General features: G+C 71.7%; 22 protein-coding genes. 7 read left to right on the forward strand and 15 right to left on the reverse strand.

What is annotated here, in order from left to right:
- Window positions 1–40 precede the first annotated feature (40 nt).
- Window positions 41–688: a hypothetical protein gene (locus QWU11_RS22305; protein WP_290116153.1), complete on the forward strand. Its 648-nt coding sequence runs from the start codon at window positions 41–43 to the stop codon at window positions 686–688.
- Here the strand turns inward: QWU11_RS22305 and QWU11_RS22310 are convergent.
- Window positions 621–2,075, reverse strand: coding sequence for an MFS transporter (locus QWU11_RS22310; RefSeq protein ID WP_290116154.1), 1,455 nt, complete (start codon window positions 2,073–2,075; stop codon window positions 621–623). The genes QWU11_RS22305 and QWU11_RS22310 overlap by 68 nt on opposite strands.
- A 149-nt stretch (window positions 2,076–2,224) precedes the next feature.
- Between QWU11_RS22310 and QWU11_RS22315 the strand changes: the two genes are divergently transcribed.
- Window positions 2,225–4,042, forward strand: coding sequence for a glycoside hydrolase family 15 protein (locus QWU11_RS22315; protein WP_290116158.1), 1,818 nt, complete (start codon window positions 2,225–2,227; stop codon window positions 4,040–4,042).
- 195 nt (window positions 4,043–4,237) lie between these two features.
- Here QWU11_RS22315 and QWU11_RS22320 read toward each other — a convergent pair whose 3' ends face one another.
- The gene (locus QWU11_RS22320; protein ID WP_290116159.1) at window positions 4,238–4,693 is read right to left on the reverse strand and encodes a MarR family transcriptional regulator; all 456 of its coding nucleotides are present in this window, start codon (window positions 4,691–4,693) and stop codon (window positions 4,238–4,240) included.
- 72 nt (window positions 4,694–4,765) lie between these two features.
- On the opposite strand from QWU11_RS22320, the gene QWU11_RS22325 reads away from it, so the two are divergent.
- Entirely contained in the window at window positions 4,766–5,728 is a 963-nt protein-coding gene (locus QWU11_RS22325) for a zinc-binding alcohol dehydrogenase family protein (RefSeq protein ID WP_290116160.1), read from the forward strand.
- Here the strand turns inward: QWU11_RS22325 and QWU11_RS22330 are convergent.
- From QWU11_RS22330 to QWU11_RS22350, 5 genes are all read right to left on the reverse strand, one after another.
- Window positions 5,725–6,585, reverse strand: a complete 861-nt coding sequence (locus QWU11_RS22330; RefSeq protein WP_290116161.1) for a hypothetical protein — start codon at window positions 6,583–6,585, stop codon at window positions 5,725–5,727. The genes QWU11_RS22325 and QWU11_RS22330 overlap by 4 nt on opposite strands.
- On the reverse strand, window positions 6,582–7,541 hold the full coding sequence (locus tag QWU11_RS22335; RefSeq protein WP_290116162.1) for an LD-carboxypeptidase: 960 nt from the start codon (window positions 7,539–7,541) through the stop codon (window positions 6,582–6,584). The genes QWU11_RS22330 and QWU11_RS22335 overlap by 4 nt, the downstream gene beginning before the upstream one ends.
- A 91-nt stretch (window positions 7,542–7,632) precedes the next feature.
- A complete protein-coding gene (locus QWU11_RS22340; RefSeq protein ID WP_290116165.1) occupies window positions 7,633–8,373 on the reverse strand; it encodes a Sir2 family NAD-dependent protein deacetylase in 741 nt (246 codons plus the stop codon).
- 119 nt (window positions 8,374–8,492) lie between these two features.
- A complete protein-coding gene (locus QWU11_RS22345; protein ID WP_354670880.1) occupies window positions 8,493–9,728 on the reverse strand; it encodes an amino acid deaminase in 1,236 nt (411 codons plus the stop codon).
- 126 nt (window positions 9,729–9,854) lie between these two features.
- Window positions 9,855–10,709 carry a hypothetical protein gene (locus QWU11_RS22350; RefSeq protein WP_290116166.1) on the reverse strand — a complete coding sequence of 285 codons (855 nt, stop codon included), beginning with the start codon at window positions 10,707–10,709 and terminating at the stop codon, window positions 9,855–9,857.
- A 361-nt stretch (window positions 10,710–11,070) separates the two neighbouring features.
- Between QWU11_RS22350 and QWU11_RS22355 the strand changes: the two genes are divergently transcribed.
- Both QWU11_RS22355 and QWU11_RS22360 read left to right on the forward strand, forming a co-directional pair.
- Window positions 11,071–11,454, forward strand: coding sequence for a Rid family detoxifying hydrolase (locus QWU11_RS22355; protein WP_290116169.1), 384 nt, complete (start codon window positions 11,071–11,073; stop codon window positions 11,452–11,454).
- Between the two features lie 39 nt (window positions 11,455–11,493).
- Complete coding sequence (locus QWU11_RS22360) at window positions 11,494–12,405, forward strand: sulfotransferase (RefSeq protein ID WP_290116170.1); 912 nt, start codon at window positions 11,494–11,496, stop codon at window positions 12,403–12,405.
- Here the strand turns inward: QWU11_RS22360 and QWU11_RS22365 are convergent.
- The 8 genes from QWU11_RS22365 to QWU11_RS22400 all read right to left on the reverse strand — a co-directional run bounded on the left by QWU11_RS22365 (window position 12,381) and on the right by QWU11_RS22400 (window position 18,911).
- Window positions 12,381–12,512, reverse strand: coding sequence for a hypothetical protein (locus QWU11_RS22365; protein WP_290116172.1), 132 nt, complete (start codon window positions 12,510–12,512; stop codon window positions 12,381–12,383). The genes QWU11_RS22360 and QWU11_RS22365 overlap by 25 nt on opposite strands.
- 124 nt (window positions 12,513–12,636) lie before the next feature.
- On the reverse strand, window positions 12,637–13,059 hold the full coding sequence (locus QWU11_RS22370; protein ID WP_290116173.1) for a hypothetical protein: 423 nt from the start codon (window positions 13,057–13,059) through the stop codon (window positions 12,637–12,639).
- 41 nt (window positions 13,060–13,100) lie between these two features.
- The gene (locus tag QWU11_RS22375; protein ID WP_290116174.1) at window positions 13,101–13,583 is read right to left on the reverse strand and encodes a hypothetical protein; all 483 of its coding nucleotides are present in this window, start codon (window positions 13,581–13,583) and stop codon (window positions 13,101–13,103) included.
- Between the two features lie 47 nt (window positions 13,584–13,630).
- Window positions 13,631–15,526 (reverse strand): ABC transporter ATP-binding protein, encoded by a 1,896-nt coding sequence (locus QWU11_RS22380; RefSeq protein WP_290116357.1) that lies wholly within the window; start codon window positions 15,524–15,526, stop codon window positions 13,631–13,633.
- A gap of 231 nt (window positions 15,527–15,757) precedes the next feature.
- On the reverse strand, window positions 15,758–15,976 hold the full coding sequence (locus tag QWU11_RS22385) for a DUF2945 domain-containing protein (protein WP_290116176.1): 219 nt from the start codon (window positions 15,974–15,976) through the stop codon (window positions 15,758–15,760).
- A gap of 62 nt (window positions 15,977–16,038) precedes the next feature.
- A complete protein-coding gene (locus QWU11_RS22390; protein ID WP_290116177.1) occupies window positions 16,039–16,815 on the reverse strand; it encodes an enoyl-CoA hydratase/isomerase family protein in 777 nt (258 codons plus the stop codon).
- A 158-nt stretch (window positions 16,816–16,973) separates the two neighbouring features.
- A complete protein-coding gene (locus QWU11_RS22395) occupies window positions 16,974–17,186 on the reverse strand; it encodes a helix-turn-helix domain-containing protein (protein WP_141961196.1) in 213 nt (70 codons plus the stop codon).
- Between the two features lie 126 nt (window positions 17,187–17,312).
- On the reverse strand, window positions 17,313–18,911 hold the full coding sequence (locus QWU11_RS22400; RefSeq protein WP_290116178.1) for an ABC-F family ATP-binding cassette domain-containing protein: 1,599 nt from the start codon (window positions 18,909–18,911) through the stop codon (window positions 17,313–17,315).
- A 275-nt stretch (window positions 18,912–19,186) separates the two neighbouring features.
- Here QWU11_RS22400 and QWU11_RS22405 point away from each other — a divergent pair, with 275 nt between their 5' ends.
- Window positions 19,187–19,990, forward strand: coding sequence for a universal stress protein (locus QWU11_RS22405; protein WP_290116179.1), 804 nt, complete (start codon window positions 19,187–19,189; stop codon window positions 19,988–19,990).
- Window positions 19,991–20,036: 46 nt separating this feature from the next.
- Entirely contained in the window at window positions 20,037–20,270 is a 234-nt protein-coding gene (locus tag QWU11_RS22410; RefSeq protein ID WP_290116180.1) for a hypothetical protein, read from the forward strand.
- The last annotated feature ends 18 nt before the right edge of the window (window positions 20,271–20,288 follow it).

Below are 20,288 nucleotides of genomic sequence, written 5' to 3' on the forward strand. Positions count from 1 at the left end.
GGCTCAATGATCACTCAGCCAGAAGAAAGGCAGACGAACCGTGTACCTCCGTCGATTGGCCCAGCTGTACGCCGGATTGGCCCTGTACGGCCTCGGCGCCGCCCTGCAGGTCGCCTCGCGGCTCGGCAACGACCCGTGGGACGTGCTCCACCAGGGGCTCGCCCGTCAGACCGGCCTGTCGATCGGCACGTGGGCCATCATCGCGGGCGCCCTGGTGCTGATGCTGTGGATCCCGCTCCGGCAGCGGCCCGGCCTCGGCACGATCAGCAACGTCGTCCTCATCGGCCTGTTCATCGACCTGTTCCTGTGGCTGCTCCCCCACCCCGGCGGGCCGGCGCTCCGCTGGGCGTACCTCGTGGCGGGAATCCTCGTCGGCGGCTTCGCGACGGGCTGCTACATCGGCGCGGGCTTCGGCCCGGGCCCGCGCGACGGCCTGATGACCGGCCTGGCCGCCCGCGGCCACTCGATGCGGGTCGTCCGGACCACGATCGAGGTGAGCGTGCTGGCGCTCGGCTGGCTGCTCGGCGGGACGGTGGGGATCGGCACCCTCATGTACGCGCTGGCGATCGGCCCGCTCAGCCACCTCTTCCTGCCCCTGCTGCGGATCGGGCCCGGCCCGGCTACCCGGTCCGAGGCACCGCCGACAGCGGTGGCGCCACGTCCTCCAGTGCCGTCCGCTCGGCTTTGACGCCCCAGAAGGCGGCGACCACTCCGGCGGCCATCATCACGCCGGCGGCGATCAGGTACGCGACGAAGAGCCGGGAACGGTCCGGGTGGGCCTGGTCGCCGATCAGCGACCCGAAGATCGTGGGACCGAGGGAGCCGAAGACCTGGGCGATGGCGAAGAACAGCGCGATCGCCTGCGCGCGCAGCTCCATCGGGAAGATCTCACTCACGGTGAGGTAGCCCGAGCTGGCCGCGGCCGAGGCGATGAAGAAGATGACCGACCACAGCATCGTCTGGGTGACCGCGGTCAGCACGCCGATCGAGAACAGGTAGCCGCTGAAGGCCAGGAGCGCGCCGGACAGCAGGTACGTGCTCGAGATCATCCGCCGGCGGCCGATCGTGTCGAACAGCCGCCCGATGAGCAGCGGCCCGAGCAGGTTGCCGGCGGCGAAGGCGAAGAAGTACTTGGCCACGTCGTGGTCGGAGACGCCGTAGAAGTGCTTGAGGACGAGGCCGTACGTGAAGAAGATCGCGTTGTACAGGAACGACTGGCTGATCATCAGGGTCGCGCCGAGGACCGAGCGCTTCGGGTAGTCGCGGAACAGCGTCCGGGCGACCTGCGCGAACGACACCGGCTCGTACGCCCGCACCTCGATGTAACGGTTCCGATCGACCTCGGGCAGCCGGGCGCCGGACGCGGCGACCTCGCGCTCGATCCGCGCCACCGTGCGCTCCGCCTCCCCGGCCTGCCCGTGCATGAGCTGCCAGCGCGGGCTCTCGGGGAGCGTGCGGCGCAGGCCCCAGATCCCCAGGCCGATCAGCGGGCCGATGAAGAAGCCGAGGCGCCAGCCGAGGTTCGCGGGCAGCAGCCGCGGGTTGAGCAGGACGTACTCCCCGAGCGAGCCGAGGATCGCGCCGAACCAGTACGTGCCGCTGACGGCCAGGTCGACGCGGCCCCGGTAGCGCGCGGGGATGAGTTCGTCGATGGCCGAGTGGATCGCGGCGTACTCCCCGCCGATGCCCATCCCGGCGGCGAACCGGAAGACCAGGAAGATCGGGTAGTTGAACGACAGCGCGGTGAGCCCGTTGGCGACCAGGTAGAGCCCGAGCGTGACGATGAACAGCCTGCGCCGGCCCAGCCGGTCCGACAGGCGCCCGAAGAGCAGCGCGCCGGCCACCTCGCCGAGCAGGTACACCGTCGCGGAGAAGCCGACCTCGCCGGAGGTGAGGTGCAGCGTGTCCGCGCGCTGCAGGGTCGGCCCGACGATGCTCGCGATCTGGATCTCCAGCCCGTCCAGGACCCAGGCCACGCCGAGCGCGGCGATCATCCGGCTGTGGAAACCCGACCAGGGCAGGCGGTCGATCCGGGCCGGAACCAGGCTGCGCACGGTCTCCGCCGCTTCCGACATGTGCCGTCCTTCCCGAACCGGCCGACCGAAATGGCGACCGGATGATTACTTACCGTGATCGCCTTTGGTAAACAGCACGTCAGGTCGGATCATTCACCTCGTACGAGCCGCAGTGCCGCGTTACCGTACGCACTGGGTCGGAATCCGGCATGGCAAGGGGGAACACGTTGTCTGCGCCTATTGAGGACTATGCGCTCATCGGGGATCTGTTCAGCTGCGCGCTGGTCGGACTCGACGGTTCGATCGACTGGCTCTGTCTGCCCCGGCTGGACTCCCCCGCGTGTTTCTCGGGCCTGCTCGGCGGCCCCGACAACGGGCGCTGGCAGATCGCGCCGGTCTCGGGCGGGAAGGCGACGCGCCGCCGGTACCGCGGCGACACGCTCATCCTGGAGACCGAGTGGGAGACGCCGCAGGGCACGGTCCGCGTCGTCGACTTCATGCCCGAGCGCGGCGACGCCGCGGACGTCGTCCGCATCATCGAGGGCGTCTCAGGCCGCGTGCCGATGCGCATGGACCTGCGGATCCGCTTCGACTACGGCCAGGCCATGCCGTGGATGCGGCGCATCGGCGACCACCTGACCGGCATCGCCGGCCCCGACTCGGTGTGGCTGCGCAGCCCGATAGAGCTGGAGGGCCGCGACTTCGCCCACGGGGCCACGTTCGTCGTCTGCGAAGGGGACTCGCTGCCGTTCGTCTTCACCTGGCACCCCTCCCACCTCCCGGCGCCGCGCGACGTCGACCCGTACGACGCTCTCGCGGGCACCGAGCAGTACTGGACCGACTGGGCCCGGCAGTGCACCTACGACGGCCGGTACCGCGACGCCGTCGTACGCTCGCTCGCCACCCTCAAGGCGCTGACCTACGAGCCGACCGGCGGCATCGTCGCCGCGGCCACGACCTCGCTGCCCGAGGCGATCGGCGGAGTGCGCAACTGGGACTACCGCTTCTGCTGGCTGCGCGACGCCACGATGACGCTGGAGGCGCTGCTGCGCAGCGGCTACCGCGACGAGGCCAAGGCCTGGCGGTCGTGGCTGATGCGCGCGGTGGCCGGCAGCCCCGAGGACCTGCAGATCATGTACGGCGTGGCGGGCGAGCGGCGGCTGGAGGAGTACGAGCTGGAGTGGCTGCCGGGCTATGAGGGCTCCCGCCCGGTGCGCGTCGGCAACTCCGCGGCCAAGCAGCTCCAGCTCGACGTGTACGGCGAGGTCGCCGACTCGCTGTTCCTGGCCGTCAACAGCGGGATCCAGCCGGAGCGGCACGCCTGGTCGCTGCAGGCCTCGATGATGGGCTTCGTCGAGCAGCACTGGAGCGACCCGGACGAGGGCCTGTGGGAGGTCCGCGGCCCCCGCCGGCACTTCGTGCACTCCAAGGTCATGACGTGGGTCGCGGTCGACCGCGCTGTCCGCATGGTGGAGAGCTTCGACCGGCGGGGCCCGCTGGAGCAGTGGCGGGCGCTGCGCGACGAGATCCACCGCGAGGTGTGCGCGAAGGGCTTCGACGCCGAACGCGGGACGTTCACCCAGTCCTACGGCTCGCGCGAGCTGGACGCGGCGCTGCTGCTGATCCCCCGCGTCGGTTTCCTGCCCCCCGACGACCCCCGCGTGGTCGGCACGATCGAGGCGGTCCAGCGCGAGCTCACCACCGACGGGTTCGTCGAGCGGTACGCCACCGGCGACGACGACCACACGGTCGACGGGCTGCCCGGGCGGGAGGGCGCCTTCCTGGCCTGCAGCTTCTGGCTGGCCGGCGCGCTGCAGCAGATCGGCCGTACGAACGAGGCGCGGGACCTGTTCGAGCGACTGCTGGACCTGCGCAACGACGTCGGCCTGCTCGCCGAGGAGTACGACCCCCGGCTGAAGCGGCAGGTCGGCAACTTCCCGCAGGCGTTCAGCCACGTGCCGCTCGTGCTCACGGCCTACGACCTCGAAGGCCACGACGGCCTGCGCGGCGGCGCCCGGCCCGCCTAGCGACCGTCTACCGGCGCGACCGCACGAGGGCGGATCCTCTGTTCCCCTCGGCGACCAGCTCGTCGCCGAGGAACGGGGGCGCCGGATCCTCCGGCGCGTCGGCCGTCCGTGCGTTCTCGCCCGATGCGTCAGCGGGGAACCCGCCGCGGTCGCGTACCTGCTCTTCCTGCGGTCGAAGACCCCTGACCCGGGGGCTCACTCCGGGTGGTGCGCCTCGACAAGGGCGAGCACGTCGTCCGAGAAGCGGCGCGTGAGGCGGGCGAACGTCACGCGGTCGTGCTCGGTCCAGCCGGCGAACGCCTCGTCCAGCAGGCTCCGCCGGCCCTGGTTGATCGCCTCGACCACGCGGTGGCCCTCGGCGGTCACCGTCGCGGTCTTGATCCGCCGGTCGTGGGGCGCCGTGCCGCGCTCGACCAGGCCCAGCCACTCCAGCCGGGCGAGCGAGCGGCTGACCTTCGGATGGTTACGGTCGACCAGCTCGGCGAGTTCGAGGACGCCCATCGGGCCGCGCAGGTCGAGGTGCACGACGTACTGACACAGGTCGAGCCCGAGGGTGACGCCGGCGCGGTCGAGGACCAGCGCGAGGAACCTCGGGCGTGAACCGCGCCCGAGCATGTCGAGCCATACGTCGTAGTAGTCGTCGTCCGCCATTCCGTTCATTATGCACCGGCCTCTGTTACCGTATCCGTTCAAAGTGAACGGATTATTCGAGGGGAGACCGTCATGAGCGCACCGCAGATCAACGCCGCCGTGCTGGACGGGATCGGCCGTACGCCGCGCTACGGGACGTTCCCGGCGCCGGTGGCCGGCGCCGGCGAGGCGGTCGTGACGGTCGGCGCCGCGGCATTGAAGCCGTCCGACCGCCTCATGGCCGACGGCGTCCACTACGCGCCGACCGCGTTCCCGCAGGTCGCCGGCCTGGACGGCGTCGGGAGGCTGGCGGACGGCTCGCGTGTGGCGTTCTTCGCGCCGCAGCGGCCGTACGGCGGGATGGCCGAACAGGCGCTGGTGCGCGACGGCCTGTGGTTCCCGGTGCCCGACGGCGTCGACGACGTGACCGCTGCGGCGCTCCTCAACCCGGGCGGCGCAGCGTGGAAGACGGTCATCTGGGAGGGCCAGCTGACCGCCGGGCAGACGGTCCTCGTGCTCGGCGCGACCGGCACGTCCGGCCGGATCGCGACGCAGCTGGCCGGCCGGCACGGCGCGCGCGTCGTGGCGGCCGGGCGCGACCAGCGGGTCCTCGACGCGCTGGCGGCGCGGGGCGCCGGCGCCGTGATCCGGGTGGACCGGCCGCGCGACGAGCTGGCCGCGGCCATCGCCGCCGAGGGGCCGTACGACCTGATCGTCGACTACCTGTGGGGCCCGCCGGCCGAGGCGGTCTTCGCCGCGCTGATGCACGCCGGCGGCCGCGGCCCGCGCCGGACGCGCTACATCCTGGTCGGCATGGCCGCCGGCGAGGCGGCGTCCCTGCCCGCGATGACGCTGCGCAAGGCCCCGGTGGAGCTGATCGGCAGCGGGAACGGCCGCCCGGTGCCGGTCGCGGACGCCGCCGCGGCCTACGCCGACCTGCTCCGCCGGGCCGCCGCGGACGAGATCGCCCTGGACGTGGAGGCCGTGCCCCTCGCCCAGGTCGAACGCACCTGGACGCGGGCCACCGCCGACCGCCGTGTCGTGTTCGTTCCCTAGGGAAGAGACTCCACGAAGCGGAGGAAGTCGGCGGGCAGGGCGGCGCGGCCGGCGCCGGTGCGTTCGAGCAGGGTCAGCGAGCCGCCGCGCCACCAGAACAGGTCCGGCGTCAGCGAGCCGGGGCCGTCCTCATGGGCGTCGTCGGCGAAGAGGCGCAGCCGCTCGGCGGTGACCAGCGCGGTGTCCTTGCGGATCGAGCAGGCGGCGATCGTACTGCGGGTCGGGGCGACCGCGAGCGCGCCGTAGGGGCCCGGGTCGAGGTAGGACTCCAGCCACACGAGATGGGTGGCGGCGTAGAACGTCGAGCCCTCCAGCACGCGGATGCCGGTGTCGTCGATGACGTCGCACTCCAGCGGGCCGTCGGCGCGCACGCCGTCGCGGCCGACCGCGAACAGCTCGTCGGTGGTCACCGGCCAGCCCACCACGTCGTCGGTGACGACGGTGCGCACGGTCGTGGGCGTGTCGGCGACGATCGCCTCGATCAGGCCGGGGGCGAACGGCCGGGAGATGAGGCGGCCGGTGCGCGCCTCGACCGGGTAGACCCGGGAGCGCAGCAGGCCGCGTACGAGCTCGAAGTCGCTCAGGTCCAGCGGCTCCTCGATGGCGGTGATGATCGTGCCGACGTGGTCGGCGACCAGTGCGGGCCAGTCGTCGCGCGGCACCTGCCGGGCGAGCTGGCGGAGGTTGCGCATGCCGATGTGCAGGCGCTGCGGGCCGTCGAGAAGCATCACGTCGCCCGGCACGGAACGGCAGCCGTACCCGTGGCTCTCGGCGACCAGCACCACGAGCGAGTCCAGCGCGGGATCGGAGCCGTCGGCCGTGGCCGGTCTGCGGTCGCGCCTCTCGAAGGTCGTCACAGCGTCTCCTCGCTCCCAGGCCCGGACGGCGGCGTGCGCCGTTCCGGACCACCCCCCGTGCTCGGGCTGAGCACCAGTGCGTCCGCGTCGAGCACCGCGCCGGCGCCGAGCCGGAGCGTGAGCTGACGCGGACCGTGTCCGACCGGGACGCCCGCGAGGATCGGCGCACCGATCGGCGTGAGGCGGTCGGCGAAGACCGCGTCGAGGTCGCCGCAGCCGATCCAGGTGCCGAGGACGATCCCGGCGACGCCGTCGAACCAGCCCGACTGCAGCAACTGGGTGAGCATGCGGTCGACGCGGTACGGCGCCTCGTCGACGTCTTCGAGGAAGGCGATGCGGCCCGCGGCCGGCTCCGGGGCGTACGGGGTGCCGATCAGCGACGTGAGCAGCGCGAGGTTTCCGCCGGTCAGCACGCCGCTCACGCGACCGCCGCGCAGCGCGTGCGTGCCCCGGACCGCCGCGCCCGCGCCGAGGACGCCCTCGCGGAGGTGGGCGACCGCCTCGGGGTCGGCGTCGGCGATGAGCGAGGCGACCATCGGCCCGAACGAGGTCGGCACGGACAGCCGCCGGCCGAACGCGGTGTGCAGGGCGGTGATGTCGCTGGACCCGTGGAGCAGCTTGGGCGCCGCGCCGGCCATCGCGTCCCAGTCGAGGTGGTCGAGGACGCGCGTGGCGCCGTAGCCGCCGCGCGCGCAGAACACCGCCGCGATCCGCGGGTCGCACCAGGCGGCCTGCAGGTCGGCCGCGCGGTCGGCGTCGGATCCGGCGAGGTAGGTGAGCCCGGAGGGGTTGTGGTCGAGCGCGTGCTTGCCGACGACGACGTCGAGACCGAGGCCGCGCAGCACGGCACAGCCGCGCTCGAGCAGCGCCGGATCCGCCGGGCCGCTCGGGGCGACGACGGCGATCCTGTCCCCGGCGTGGAGGGAGGGTGGTCCGCCGTCCCCAGGGTCGCCCATCCAACTCTCCTTGTTATGCGGTCGGTCAGAGCATGACACCTAGAGACCCCGAAGCGGAAGAGGTCATAAACCACACGCTTGGAATTCGCCGTCAACAGGCCTCTGACACGAGTGTCGGAAGCACCGTGCCGATCGGCTCGCGGACGATGGCGTCGGCGAGCCGATCGTAGGGCGTCTCCTGCGCGTTGACGATGACGAGGCGCGCGCCGCGCTCGACCGCCTCCAGGCAGAGCCCGGCGACGGGTTGCACGCCGAGCGAGGACCCGACGGCGAGGAACAGCTCGCACTCGCGCGCAGCGCGCTCGGCCGCCGCGAACACCTCCGGCCGCAGCGCCTGCCCGAACGAGATCGTCGCGGACTTCTGGATACCGCCGCAGGTCAGGCACTCCGGGTCCTCCTCGCCGAGGTCGAGCCGGGCCAGGACCTCGGGCATGGGCGTACGCAGGCCGCAGACGAGGCACTCGGCGTCGAGCATCGTGCCGTGCACCTCGATGATCCGGTCCGGCTCCGAACCGGCCTTCTGGTGGAGCCCGTCGATGTTCTGGGTGATGATCGCGCGCAGCCGCCCGGACTTCTCCAGGTCTACCAGCGCCCGGTGGCCGGCGTTCGGCTCGGCGCCCCACGCCGGGTGGTCGCGCCGGGAGCGCCAGGTGCGGCGGCGCGCCTCGGGGTCGGAGAGGTACACGTCGATGGTGGCCATCGCCTCCGCCTTGGGGTCCTTGGTCCAGACGCCCTGCGGTCCGCGGAAGTCGGGAATGCCGCTCTCGGTGCTGATGCCCGCCCCGGTGAGCACGGTGACCGCGCTCGCGTCCCGGAGCCATTCGCCGATCATGCCCGCAGCCTAATCCGGCGGCCACGGCCGCACACCTGGATAACCGGCCTAATGATCATGTATGGACGGAGGATTCGCACCGGCCCGGCGGTTCCGCCACGATGCGGCCCAACTCCGGCTCAGAACCAGGTGTGGACGAGGTCGACCACGGTGTCGTCCTCCACGACCGGGAGCAGCCGCCATTTGTCGAACACCGTGCACGGGTGGGACAGGCCGGAGTCCACCCAGTCCCCCACCTCGGCCTCGGTGCCCGGGCCGAGCCGGAGGAACGCGTGCTGGTCGTTCAGCTCGCTCACCCGTGCGCCGGCCAGCGGTGACCGCGTGCCGTCGGCGTGGCGTACGGTGTGCGGCTCGGGCAGGCCCTGGTCGAAGGACACGTCGCGGCGGCCCAGGGTGAGCAGCGCCAGGCCGGGCTCGGGCCGGGAGGTCACCTGTGCCCAGGCGTGCAGGGCCGGGGCGAACGGCGTGCCGCCGGCCCGGCGGAGCGGTGAGATGCCACGGTAGAAGCCGTCGTCGTGGGTGACGTACGCGCCGCTGCGCAGCACCGTGCGTGTGCCGGCGAGCACGTCCGCCACCTGGTCGAAGTAGGCGCTGCCGCCGGCGCTGAGCACCGCGTCGTCGGGCAGGTCGAGGCGTTCGGCGAGGGCGCGCAGGTCACGGAGGTACCGCTCGACCGCGGCCAGGCTCTCGGGCTTCGCGTCGTGCCCGACGGCCCCCTCGTACCCCGCGACGCCGGCGAGCCGCAGGCCGGGTGCCGCCTCGACCGCCGCGGCCACCGCCTCGGCCGTGGCGACGTCGCGTACGCCGGCCCGGCCGCCTTCGGCGCCGAGCTCGACCAGGATGTCGACGGGCCGTGCGGCCCCGCTCAGCGCGGCGGCCATGATCTCGACGCCGCGTACGGAGTCGGCGAAGCACAGCAGGTGGAACTCGGGGTCACGGGCGAGCTCGGCGGCGACCCAGCGCAGCCCCGCCGGGTCGAGAAGCTCGTTGGCCACCATCACCCGGCGGACGCCGAAGGCGCGGGCGACGCGGAGCTGGGCGAAGGTGGCCACGGTGATGCCCCAGGCGCCGTGGTCCAGCTGCCGGGCGTAGAGCTGGGGGGCCATCGTGGTCTTCCCGTGCGGGGCGAGCAGCACGCCGCGGCGCTCGCACCAGTCGCGCATGGTCGCCAGGTTGTGATCGAGGGCGGAGGCGTCGATGACGACGAGCGGCGGGTGGAACCCTCCGCCGAACAGATCCCGCCGTTCGGCGGCCAGCTCCGCGACGGTCATCCCGTCGGCGTCGGCCGGCATGCCCTTGAACCGCCAGTCGATCCGCTCGTCGCCCAGCCGACGCAACGCATCGCCATCCACCACGACCACCGCCCCTCGAAACGACGCTCACTGACCGGCCACGGTACGCCCTGGGGCGGTGGAACCGGGCGTCTCGTCCCGGCCGGCGGCACGGACCGCGGCCGGCGCCGGCCGCGGTCCGTGGTCTGTTCAGCCCTCGAGGAAGATGAGGTCCTCGGGCGGGTGGGTGAGCCGCAGCTTCTGGCCGGCGACGGCGGTGATGGTGTCCAGGCCCGTCGCGTGGGCCTCGGAGATGACGAACAGCCGGTCGTTACGGGTCGCGAGGAAGGCCGTGAAGCGGTCGAGCGAGACGTCGCCCGCGCCGAGGGCCAGGTAGTCGGCCAGGCGGCGGAACAGCTTCGGCAGGATGACCACGTGGTCGTTCAGGTCGGCCACGCTCGTGACGGTGGCGCCGCTGGTGGTGGCGTCGCTGGTCCACACGCCGTTGCCGGCCCGGCGGGCCGACTGGGCGGCGGCGGTCAGCTCGGCGCGCAGGTCCGGATAGAGCTTGCTGTAGAAGGTCGGGTAGACGAGGCCCTCGCCGAGGAGCCGGTGGTTCACGCTCTGGCGCAGCATCGCCGCGCTGACGTGGACCTGGCCGAGGTCGCTCTGGTCGGCCTCGCCCGCGTACGCGAAGGCCACCGGTCGGCCGTACTTGTCGGCGAACCGGGTCAGGATGTAGCCGGGCGTCTGGTCGGGTGTTGCGCTGGTGACCGTCTCCTGGTCGCGCTTGACGTCGCTGAACCCGAGCAGCGCCAGCAGCCGGTCGGCGGGCGCGTGCGCCAGCGCCAGCGGCTGGTGCTGGCGGAATCCCCCGCGCGGTGTGTAGTGCGTCTCCAGCGCGTCGATGGCGTCGAGGCGCAGCTGCACGCTGCCGGCCGGGCTGAGGTGGGCGCGCATGCGCAGCTTCGCGAACGCCTCGGTGTCGTCGGGATAGAAGTGGATCGAGTCTCCGTCGGGCTGACTGTGTTGGATCCGGTACCGGCCCTTGATCAGACGTAGCATGATCGCCCCCTCGCGCGGCGTCGGATACCGCCGCGAACGTGCCCCCGCGCCGGCGGCGGCCCGCCGGCGCCTGCGATCGGCCGAGTCAAGCAGCGAACGCCGGCGCAGGCCCGTACCCGCGCCGGTCCGCGCAGGTCAGAGACTGGCAAAGGTCTGTACGGGTACAGTCGGCGCGATGATCTACGGGGGCGGCGCGCCGGTCGGGGGGCGAAAAGGACGACTTGTTTGTTCTCTCAGGTCGGTCCTTTCTCGATCGCCCCGAGGTGACCATGCAAGAGCCGAAGTCAGTACCATCCCTCTATCAGTGTCAACGGTGCCGTGGCGATGTGGCCGTACGGACACCCGGAGATGAGAAGCCCGCATGAATGACAAGATCGCGTTCAGCACGGCCAAGGCGCCCCGACCGGCCGCGGCCTATAGTCAGGGCGTCCGCAAGGGCGGCATCCTCCAGGTCGCCGGCCAGGTCCCGGTGGACCCCGAGACCGGTCTGGTCATCGGCGAGACCGTGGGCGAGCAGACCCGGCAGGCGATGGAGAATGTCCAGGCCGTGCTGGCCGAGGCCGGGTCCGGCTTCGACGACGTCATCATGGTGCGGGTCCACCTCACACGCCGTGAGGACTTCGCAGAGATGAATGCGGTCTATGAGAAATATGTCCGCGAACCCTTCCCGGCGCGTACGACGGTGTTCGTCGGGTTGGCCGAAGGCCTGCTCGTCGAGATCGACGCACTCGCGGTCGTCGGCTGACGACCGCCCCGCGAAACCGTCCACCGAGGTGACACGCTGGTGACACCCACACGCCCCTCGTCCCCCCACATCCTGGTGGTCAACGGCACCAAGGTCCGGCGTCCGATCTTCGTGCTCGGCGCGCCCCACTCGGGCATGGACCTCGTGGCACGTGCCATCAGGCAGTCGACCGCGTTCCACGTGACGATGGGACGCCCCAATGTGGTGCGCACCGTCTACGCCTTCGCCCGGCGCCCGTCGATCGCCACCGAGCGCGGGGCCGGCGCCGCGCGCGTGATGCGCGACGCGTACGCCCAGAGCTGGCAGGTCACCCCCGACGGCTGCGGCGAGTGTCCCGGGCAGTGCCGCGAGCTGGGCCGGATGGGGCCCGAGGGCACCTGCGCCGACCCGCGCGGCATCCAGCGGTTCGCCGACGCCACGCCCGACCTGATCTACAGCACCGACGTCATCCTGGACGCCTTCCCGGACGCGCAGTTCATCCAGGTGATCCGCGACGGCCGGGACGCCGTCGCGGGGATGCTCACCGACGAACGCTGCCTCGCCTGGTTCCGGCCCGGTTTCGCCAACCTGGACGAGGTGTTCCCCAACCCCTTCTTCGGCGTCGAGGACGAGACCGAACGCCTGCGCTGGCCGCGGGCGGGCGTCGCGGTCAAGTGCGCGCTGCGCTGGCGCGGCTCGATCCGGCTGAGCGCGCGGCTGCGCGCGCAGACGCCGGAGGAGCAGCTGCTCACCATCCGCTACGAGGATCTGGTCACTCGTACGCGCGAAATTTTGGGCGACATTTCAGATTATGTGGGGCAGCGGATCGCTAAGAGCTCTCTCCATGGCATGAGCGACGACGACATCGGCATGTGGCAGGAGCACCTCACGCCCAAGCAGGTCACCCAGGTCGAGAAGATCGCCGGCGCCGAGCTGCGCCGGCTCGGCTACCGGCCGAGCGGGCGCGAGTAGCCGGAGACCGGTCGCTCGGCGTAGTTCCAGCCGATGACCAGCCCGGCCGCGCCACACCCCACGAGGAGAGCGGCGAACCGCCGCCCTCCACGCCATGTCCTGTTCATCACGTGCTCCGCTGTTGAGAGATCGCTGTCGCCCCCAGAGTCGGCCGGGAGTACGACATCGACGTGGATTCGAGGATGCGTCCGCGTAAAGTCCGCCGGGCGGACGCACATCACCCGGCGCGGCCTACTTCGCCCGCCAGCGCGGCCGGCTGTCACCGGCCTTCTTGGTGCAGGTCAGCTTCGCTCCCGTCGGCGACTTGGCGGTCGACCCGGCCGGCGAACAGTATTGCCCGGCGCGCGCGCCGCCGCGTGACGGCGCCTGGGAGTACCACCGGGCCCGCTTGTCCCCGGGCCGTTTGAGACAGCGCGCCCAGGCTCCGCCGGTCGTCTTGCCGACCGTGCCGGTGAGCTTGCAGAAGCCTCCGACCTTCACGTTACCCGCGACGGTCGCGGTGGCGGACGGCGCAGGGGCCGCAGCGGGGCTGCGGTGCCGGGCCTTGGCCGAGGCGCTCTCCGCCACGGTCGCGGCCTTCTTGGTCCCCCCGCAGCCGGTGAGCGCAACGGCGACGCCCAGGGCGACACCCGTCAGGACGAGCGGACGGTTCATATGCTCCCCCGATCGATCTGGCTCCCGCTCCACGCCCCCGGTCAGGGGATGAAGTAGTGCTGCATGCGGACGATCCGGCCCTGACCGTCGAACCACAGCTCGAACATGTGCGAGCGGTCCAGCACCGGACGGCTCCGCTGGTGCAGCTTCAGCAGGTCGTCGTTGAGCTGCTGCGAGGTCAGCGTGGTCCCGCGTACGTCGTCGGTGACGCCGTTCTGGACGATCGGCGCCGACGCGCGGATCACCGCGCCCGGCGCGAGCGTCATTGGCGCGTAGCGCCCGACGGCGGCGGCGTGCACGGTCTCCGGGCCGGCGGGCTGGACCTTACGGGCCGGCGCGAACAGCACGCGCCCCGGGCTCGTCCCCGCCTCGACCAGGCCGAAGACCCGCGACCGGCCCGCGTAGGCCGAACCCGGGTCCGGGTCGGCGCCGGCCCGTACCTCCGTGCCGGCCAGACCGCCCGCGAGGGCGAGTGACACGGCGGCCATCACCCAATGAGTACGGGCGATATACGCACTGCTCACAAGCTGGGTCTACCCGTGCCCCCTCGGCCTCACTCCTCCCGCGTCCCTCACGCCTGAGGGACCGGCTCGGCCTGGCGCGCCTGACCCGCGAACTGGGTCCGGTACAGCTCGGCGTACAGCCCGCCGCCGTCGAGGAGTTCCTCGTGCCGCCCGCGCTCGACCACGCGCCCGCCGTCGATCACCAGGATCTGGTCGGCCTCGCGGATCGTGGACAGCCGGTGCGCGATGACGATCGAGGTACGGCCCGCGAGCGCGGTCTTCAGCGCCCGCTGCACCGCCGCCTCCGACTCTGAGTCCAGGTGCGCGGTCGCCTCGTCGAGGACGACTACCGAGGGGGCCTTCAGCAGCAGCCGGGCGAGCGCCAGGCGCTGCTTCTCCCCGCCGGACAGCCGGTAGCCGCGGTCGCCGACGACGGTGTCGAGCCCGTCGGGCATGTCGTCGACCAGCTCCCAGATCTGGGCGGCCCGCAGGGCGTCGGCGAGCTCCTCGTCGGTGGCGTCCGGGCGGGCGTAGACGAGGTTCGCGCGGATAGTGTCGTGGAACAGGTGCGCGTCCTGGGTCACCACGCCGACGGCCCCGCGCAGCGACTCCAGCGTGGCGTCGCGTACGTCCTGCCCGGCGACGCGCACCGCGCCGTCGGACACGTCGTAGAGGCGGGACACGAGCTGGGTGATGGTCGTCTTCCCGGCGCCGGAGGGCCCGACCAGCGCGGTCAGGCCGCCGGGTTCGGCCCGGAAGTCGACCCCGTGCAGCACTTCGCGGCTCGGCGCCGTGTCGGTGCGCGCGATCGACTCCAGCGAGGCCAGGGAGACCTCGGAGGCGGCCGGGTAGCTGAAGGTCACGTTGTCGAACTCGACCGCGGGCGCGTCGGCCACGGCGGGCAGCGGCGTGGCGTCGGGCTTCTCGGCGACCATGGGCGGCAGGTCGAGCACCTCGAAGACGCGGTCGAAGCTGACCAGCGCGGTCATCACGTCGACGTGGACGTTCGACAGCGCGGTGAGCGGCCCGTACATGCGGGTGAGCAGGGTGGCCAGCGCCACGAGCGTGCCGAGCTGGAAGCTGCCGTCCACCACGAGCGAGCCGCCGACGCCGTAGACCATCGCGGTGGCGAGCGCGGCGACGAGTGTCAGGGAGGTGAAGAACACCCGGCCGTACATGCCGGAGATGACGCCGATGTCGCGGACCCGGGCGGCCCGGGCGGAGAACATCGCCGACTCGTCGGCGGGGCGGCCGTACAGCTTGGCGAGCATCGCGCCGGCGACGTTGAAGCGCTCGGTCATCAGCGAGCCCATCTCCGCGTCCAGCACCATCTGCTCGCGGCTGATCTTCTGCAGCCTCTTCCCGACCCACTTGGCCGGGAAGATGAAGATCGGCAGCAGGACCAGCGCGATGAGCGTGACCTGCCAGGAGAGCACGAACATCGTGATCAGGACGAGGATCAGGCTGATCACGTTCGACACGACCGAGGACAGGGTCGTGGTGATCGCGCGCTGCGCGCCGATGACGTCGCTGTTGAGGCGGCTGACCAGCGACCCGGTCTGGGCGCGCATGAAGAACGCGACGGGCATGCGCTGGACGTGGTCGAACACCTGGGTGCGCAGGTCATAGATCAGCCCCTCGCCGATGCGCGCGGAGTACCAGCGCTGGGCCAGGCCGAGCACCGCCTCGAAGAGCGCCAGCACGCCGACGGTGATGGCGAGCGCCATCACGACGCCGGTGCGATGCGCGACGATGCCGCGGTCGATGATCGCCTTGAGCAGCAGTGGGTTGGCCACGACGATGACCGCGCCGATCGCGTTCAGCACGAGGAACAGGACGAGCTCGCGGACGTACGGCGTCGCGTAACCGGCGATGCGGCGTACGGTTCCGGCCTTCAGGCGCTCTCTGACCACCGAGTTGTCGCGGCGGAACGACATCATCACCATCCAGCCGTTATCCGGCATTCCCACGGTGATTCCTCCCGGAGGTTAAGACGTAATCATGTAAGCATGATTCTTAACGTAGTGCGCAGGCGGCTGATTCCCGCCCACGGCACCAGCCTGCGCCACGTTAGCGGGCGCCGCATCGGCTGCCGTACCGAGAAAAAGTCGGACCTATGACCTAGGGCGGAAGGGGGTGAGGGAACGCCGCCCTGAGGCCCGCGCTGGCACCCCGGGGCGGTGCGACCGGCCGGATCAGCGCTTCTTCTTGCGGAGCGCGTCGGGCTTGTGCACGGCCGTACGGCCGGACTTGTCGCTGCGGACCTCGTACTGCGGGTCGTCCGGCGAGGCGTTCACCGTACGGCCGGCGGCCTCGGTGTGGTCGGTGATCTCTCGCTCGACCTCGCCGTGGGTCTCGTTTCCGTGACTGCTCCAGGAGACCTCGTCTCCCTTGCGGAGCTTCTTCTTCGCCATGTCCCCCCCTTTGGTCGGGCCTCTCCCCGCCCCTACCCAGGCGGTGGCCCGGCGCACCCGCCCTAGGAGGGCTCGGAGAGCTCCCTGAGCAGGACCACCTGCTCGCGGCGTTCGGCGGCGGCCTGTTGCTCCAGGGTGTTGCCGGGGGCCTCCCGCAGCAGGCGTTTCACGGCCACCGCCGTCGACGGGCGTACGGCCAGGATCGCCGCCACGAGATCGTCGACCGCCTTGCCGAGTTCGGCGGCGGGCACCACGAGCTCGGCCAGGCCAAGGCGGGCGGCCTCCTCGGCATGGACCGTACGGGCGGTCAGGCACAGCTCCAGCGCGCGGGGCACGCCGACGATGTCGACGAGCGGCTTGGTGCCGCTGAGGTCCGGCACGATGCCGAGCGCCGGCTCCTTCATCGCGAACTTCACGTCGTCGGCGGCGACGCGCAGGTCACAGGCGAGGGCGAGCTGGAAACCGCCGCCGATGGCGTGACCCTGCACGGCGGCGATCGAGACGATCTCGGGGCGGCGCAGCCAGAGGTAGCCGGCCTGCAGGCCGTGGATGAAATCCTCGTCGCGCGGGCCGAGGGCGTCCTCCCCAGGGACGCCCTCCGCGGTGAACAGCCGCAGGTCGATGCCTGCCGAGAACGCCGGGCCCTCGCCCCGGACGACGACCACCCTGACGTCGCCGGGAAGCGTGTCTCCGATCCGGGCCAGTGTGCGCCACGTGCTGAACGTCAGCGCGTTGCGCCGCTCCGGGCGGGCCAGCGTGATCGTGGCCACGGGCCCGTCCACGGCGAGGCGCAGGCCTGCCTGCTCGAATTCGGCATCGGTGATAGAGCCGTCCGCCATGACCGTCCTCCCAAGACCGCGTCGGCGGCATGGTTCCCGCCGCCGTGCCCGACCTTACCGGGTCGGGCACGACGAGCGTCAGACGGTACGGCGCACGGAGCAGAGGGGAGCAGGCGTCAGAGGCAGCTGTGAAGCCACAAGGGCCACACGACGGCTTCTCAGGACTTCTTTCCGCGAGTCGCTCCGCCTCGTCCGCGCAGGTTCACGCCGGACTCGGTGAGGATGCGGTGGATGAAGCCGTACGACCGACCGGTGGCGGCAGCCAGGGCGCGGATGCTCTCACCGGAGTCGTAGCGTTTCTTCAACTGCTCCGCCAACTTGTCTCGCTCGGCACCGGTCACGCGGGTGCCCTTCTTTAGGGTCTCGGCCACGAGTACCTCCCGTAGTGATGTGGTGACCGCTGCGTTATCCCCCGCCATGATCAGACATTCGAGCGCGATCGGCTACCCACTACGCCAGAAAAGATCTGCTTCCTTGCCCAGAGCTTGCGTCGCAGGTCAGGCAAGTGCCACGAGATCGGAAAATTCGTCACTCCAAATGTCTTCCACACCATCGGGAAGCAAGATCACTCTTTCCGGTTGAAGCGCCTCGACCGCACCTTCATCGTGCGTCACAAGAACGATCGCTCCGGCATAGGTTCGGAGGGCCGCCAGGATCTCGTCGCGGCTCGCCGGATCGAGGTTGTTGGTGGGCTCGTCGAGCAACAGGACGTTGGCGCTGGAGACCACCAGCGTCGCGAGCGCGAGCCGGGTCTTCTCCCCGCCGGAGAGCACGCCTGCGGGCTTTTCGACGTCGTCGCCGGAGAACAGGAACGACCCGAGGATCTTGCGCACCTCGACCTCGGGCAGGTCCGGGGCGGCCGACCGCATGTTCTCCAGGACCGAGCGTCCGACGTCGAGCGTCTCGTGCTCCTGGGCGTAGTAACCGAGGCGCAGACCGTGCCCGTCGACGCGCTCGCCGGTGTCGGCCTTCTCGACGCCCGCGAGCAGGCGCAGAAGCGTCGTTTTGCCCGCGCCGTTCAGGCCAAGGATGACCACGCGGCTGCCCCGGTCGACCGCCAGATCGACATCCGTGAAGACTTCCAACGAACCGTACGATTTCGACAAAGCTCGCGCCATGAGCGGCGTTTTGCCACAGGGAGCTGGTGCGGGAAAGCGAATCCTGGCGACTTTGTCGGCCTGCCGCTCGTCTTCCACGCCCGAGAGCAGACGCTGCGCCCGGCGCTCCATCTGCTGGGCGGCCTTGGCCTTGGTGGCCTTGGCGCGCATCTTGTCGGCCTGGGTCTGCAGGGTGCTCGCCTGGCGCTCGGCGTTGGCCCGCTCGCGCTTGCGGCGGCGCTCGTCGGTCTCGCGCTGGCCGAGGTACTTCTTCCAGCCCACGTTGTACAGGTCGATCACACAACGGTTGGCGTCGAGGTGGAAGACCTTGTTCACCACGACCTCGAGCAGGCCCACGTCGTGGCTGATCACGATCAGGCCGCCCTGGTGGGTCTTCAGGAAGTCGCGCAGCCAGGTGATCGAGTCGGCGTCCAGGTGGTTGGTGGGCTCGTCGAGCAGCAGCGTGTCGGCGCCGGAGAACAGGATGCGGGCGAGCTCGACGCGGCGGCGCTGGCCGCCGGACAGCGTGCGCAGCGGCTGCCCGAGCACGCGGTCGGGCAGGTTGAGGCTGGAGGCGATCGAGGCGGCCTCGGCGTCTGCCGCGTAGCCGCCGAGGACGTGCAGGCGGTCCTCCAGGCGGCCGTAGCGGCGTACGGCCTTGTCGCGCTCGGCGCCCTTCTTGGTCGCCATGGCCTCCTCGGCCTCACGCATCCCGCTCATCACCTCGTCGAGGCCGCGCGCGGACAGGATGCGGTCGCGGGCGAGGATCTCCGGGTCGCCCGTACGCGGGTCCTGCGGCAGGTAGCCGACCGTGCCGGACCGGGTGACCTCACCGGCCGCGGGCATGCCCTCGCCCGCGAGGACGCGGGTGAGAGTGGTCTTGCCGGCGCCGTTGCGGCCGACGAGGCCGACCCGGTCACCGGGGTTGACGCGGAAGGACGCACCGTCGAGGAGCAGGCGGGAGCCGGCTCGGAGTTCGATGCCTCTGGCAGTGATCACGTGAGAACGCTCCTGGGGGGCGGGCTGGGCGACTGCGGACGTCGAAAAGGGCGCCGCCCTGGCCCTGTCGACGATTTCGTGGCCCTGGGCGCGCCCTCGGAGCGCCTGATCAGCTCGCAAGCATGCGACCAGTCTACGGGAAGCCCGTCCGTGATCACGACCGATGCCCGGGGCCCGCCCTGAGGCGGGCCGGGGTGACCGACAGTGGACAGCCGTCTCCTGGTCCGCGGTCCCGGGGCTTGCGTCGGCGGCTCTTGCGGGGGAATGCTCCGGTGGTGATCCGGGAGCACGTCCTGGCGGGATACGTCGACGACGCCGGCGGCCGTGAGGCGCTGGCGCTCGCGCGGACGATCGCGGAGGTGACCGGGGCGCGGCTGACCGTGGCCGCGGTCCACTCACCGGAGCGCGCCGCGTCGGTGGTCGAGGCGCAGGCCGCCCTCGACCACGCGGCCGACCTGCTCGCGGGGTTCCCGGCCGACCTCGTCGCCCACGAGAGCCGCAGCGCCAGCCGCGGCCTGTCGGTCCTGGCGAGCCGCTCCGGCGCCGACCTGATCGTGATCGGCTCGCCGGCCGGCGGCGCGCACGGCCGCGTCAACCTCGGCGGCACCGCGGACCACCTCCTGCACGCCGCGACACAGGCGGTGCTGCTGACGCCCGCCGGCTTCACCCCGTCCGGCGGCCCCCGGCGGTTCACCGTGGCCTACGTACGCCGTCCGCAGTGCGACGAGGCGGTGGTCTCCGCGGCCGGCACCGCGGCGCGCCTGGGCGTACCGCTCCGGCTGGCCACCCTGGCGGTCGACGGCGCGGACCCGGACCCGCTGCGCGACGACCTGGCCCTGGCGCTGCGGCTGGCCGGAGAGTCCACCGGCCTGGCCGCCGGCGAGGTCGAGGCCGCCATCGGCGAGGGCGATGACGTGGCCGCCGCCGTCGAGGACCTCGACTGGGTGGAGGGCGACCTGCTGATCTGCGCGAGCAGTGAGGACGCGCCGGTCCACCGGGTGTTCCTCGGCGAGACGGCGTTCAAGGTGGTGCGCGCGGCGCCCTGCCCGGTCTCGGTCCTCCCCCGAGGGCGTACCTGACGTGTAGGGGCGCGCATCCGGGGAACGCGGGTAGGAGGGGGATCGTATGGAAGGCGACCGGAATCGTACGGCTCTGCGCCAGGAGCTCGAACGGGTGGAGTCCGACACCGAGGAGATGCGGGCGACCGCCCGGCAGCTCCGCCTGCAGGTGGGCGAACGCTGGATCGAGCCGACCGACGCGGCCGAGCTGATCACCGCGGCCGAGGAGCAGGAGGCGTTCGCCGAGGCGATGGAGGCCCGCGGCGAGGAGCTGAGGAAGGCGCTCGGCGAACCGGACTGACCCGTTTCCGTCGGACCC

The organism is Actinomadura sp. DC4, assembly GCF_030406325.1.
In the GTDB taxonomy this organism is placed as follows: Bacteria; Actinomycetota; Actinomycetes; order Streptosporangiales; family Streptosporangiaceae; genus Actinoallomurus.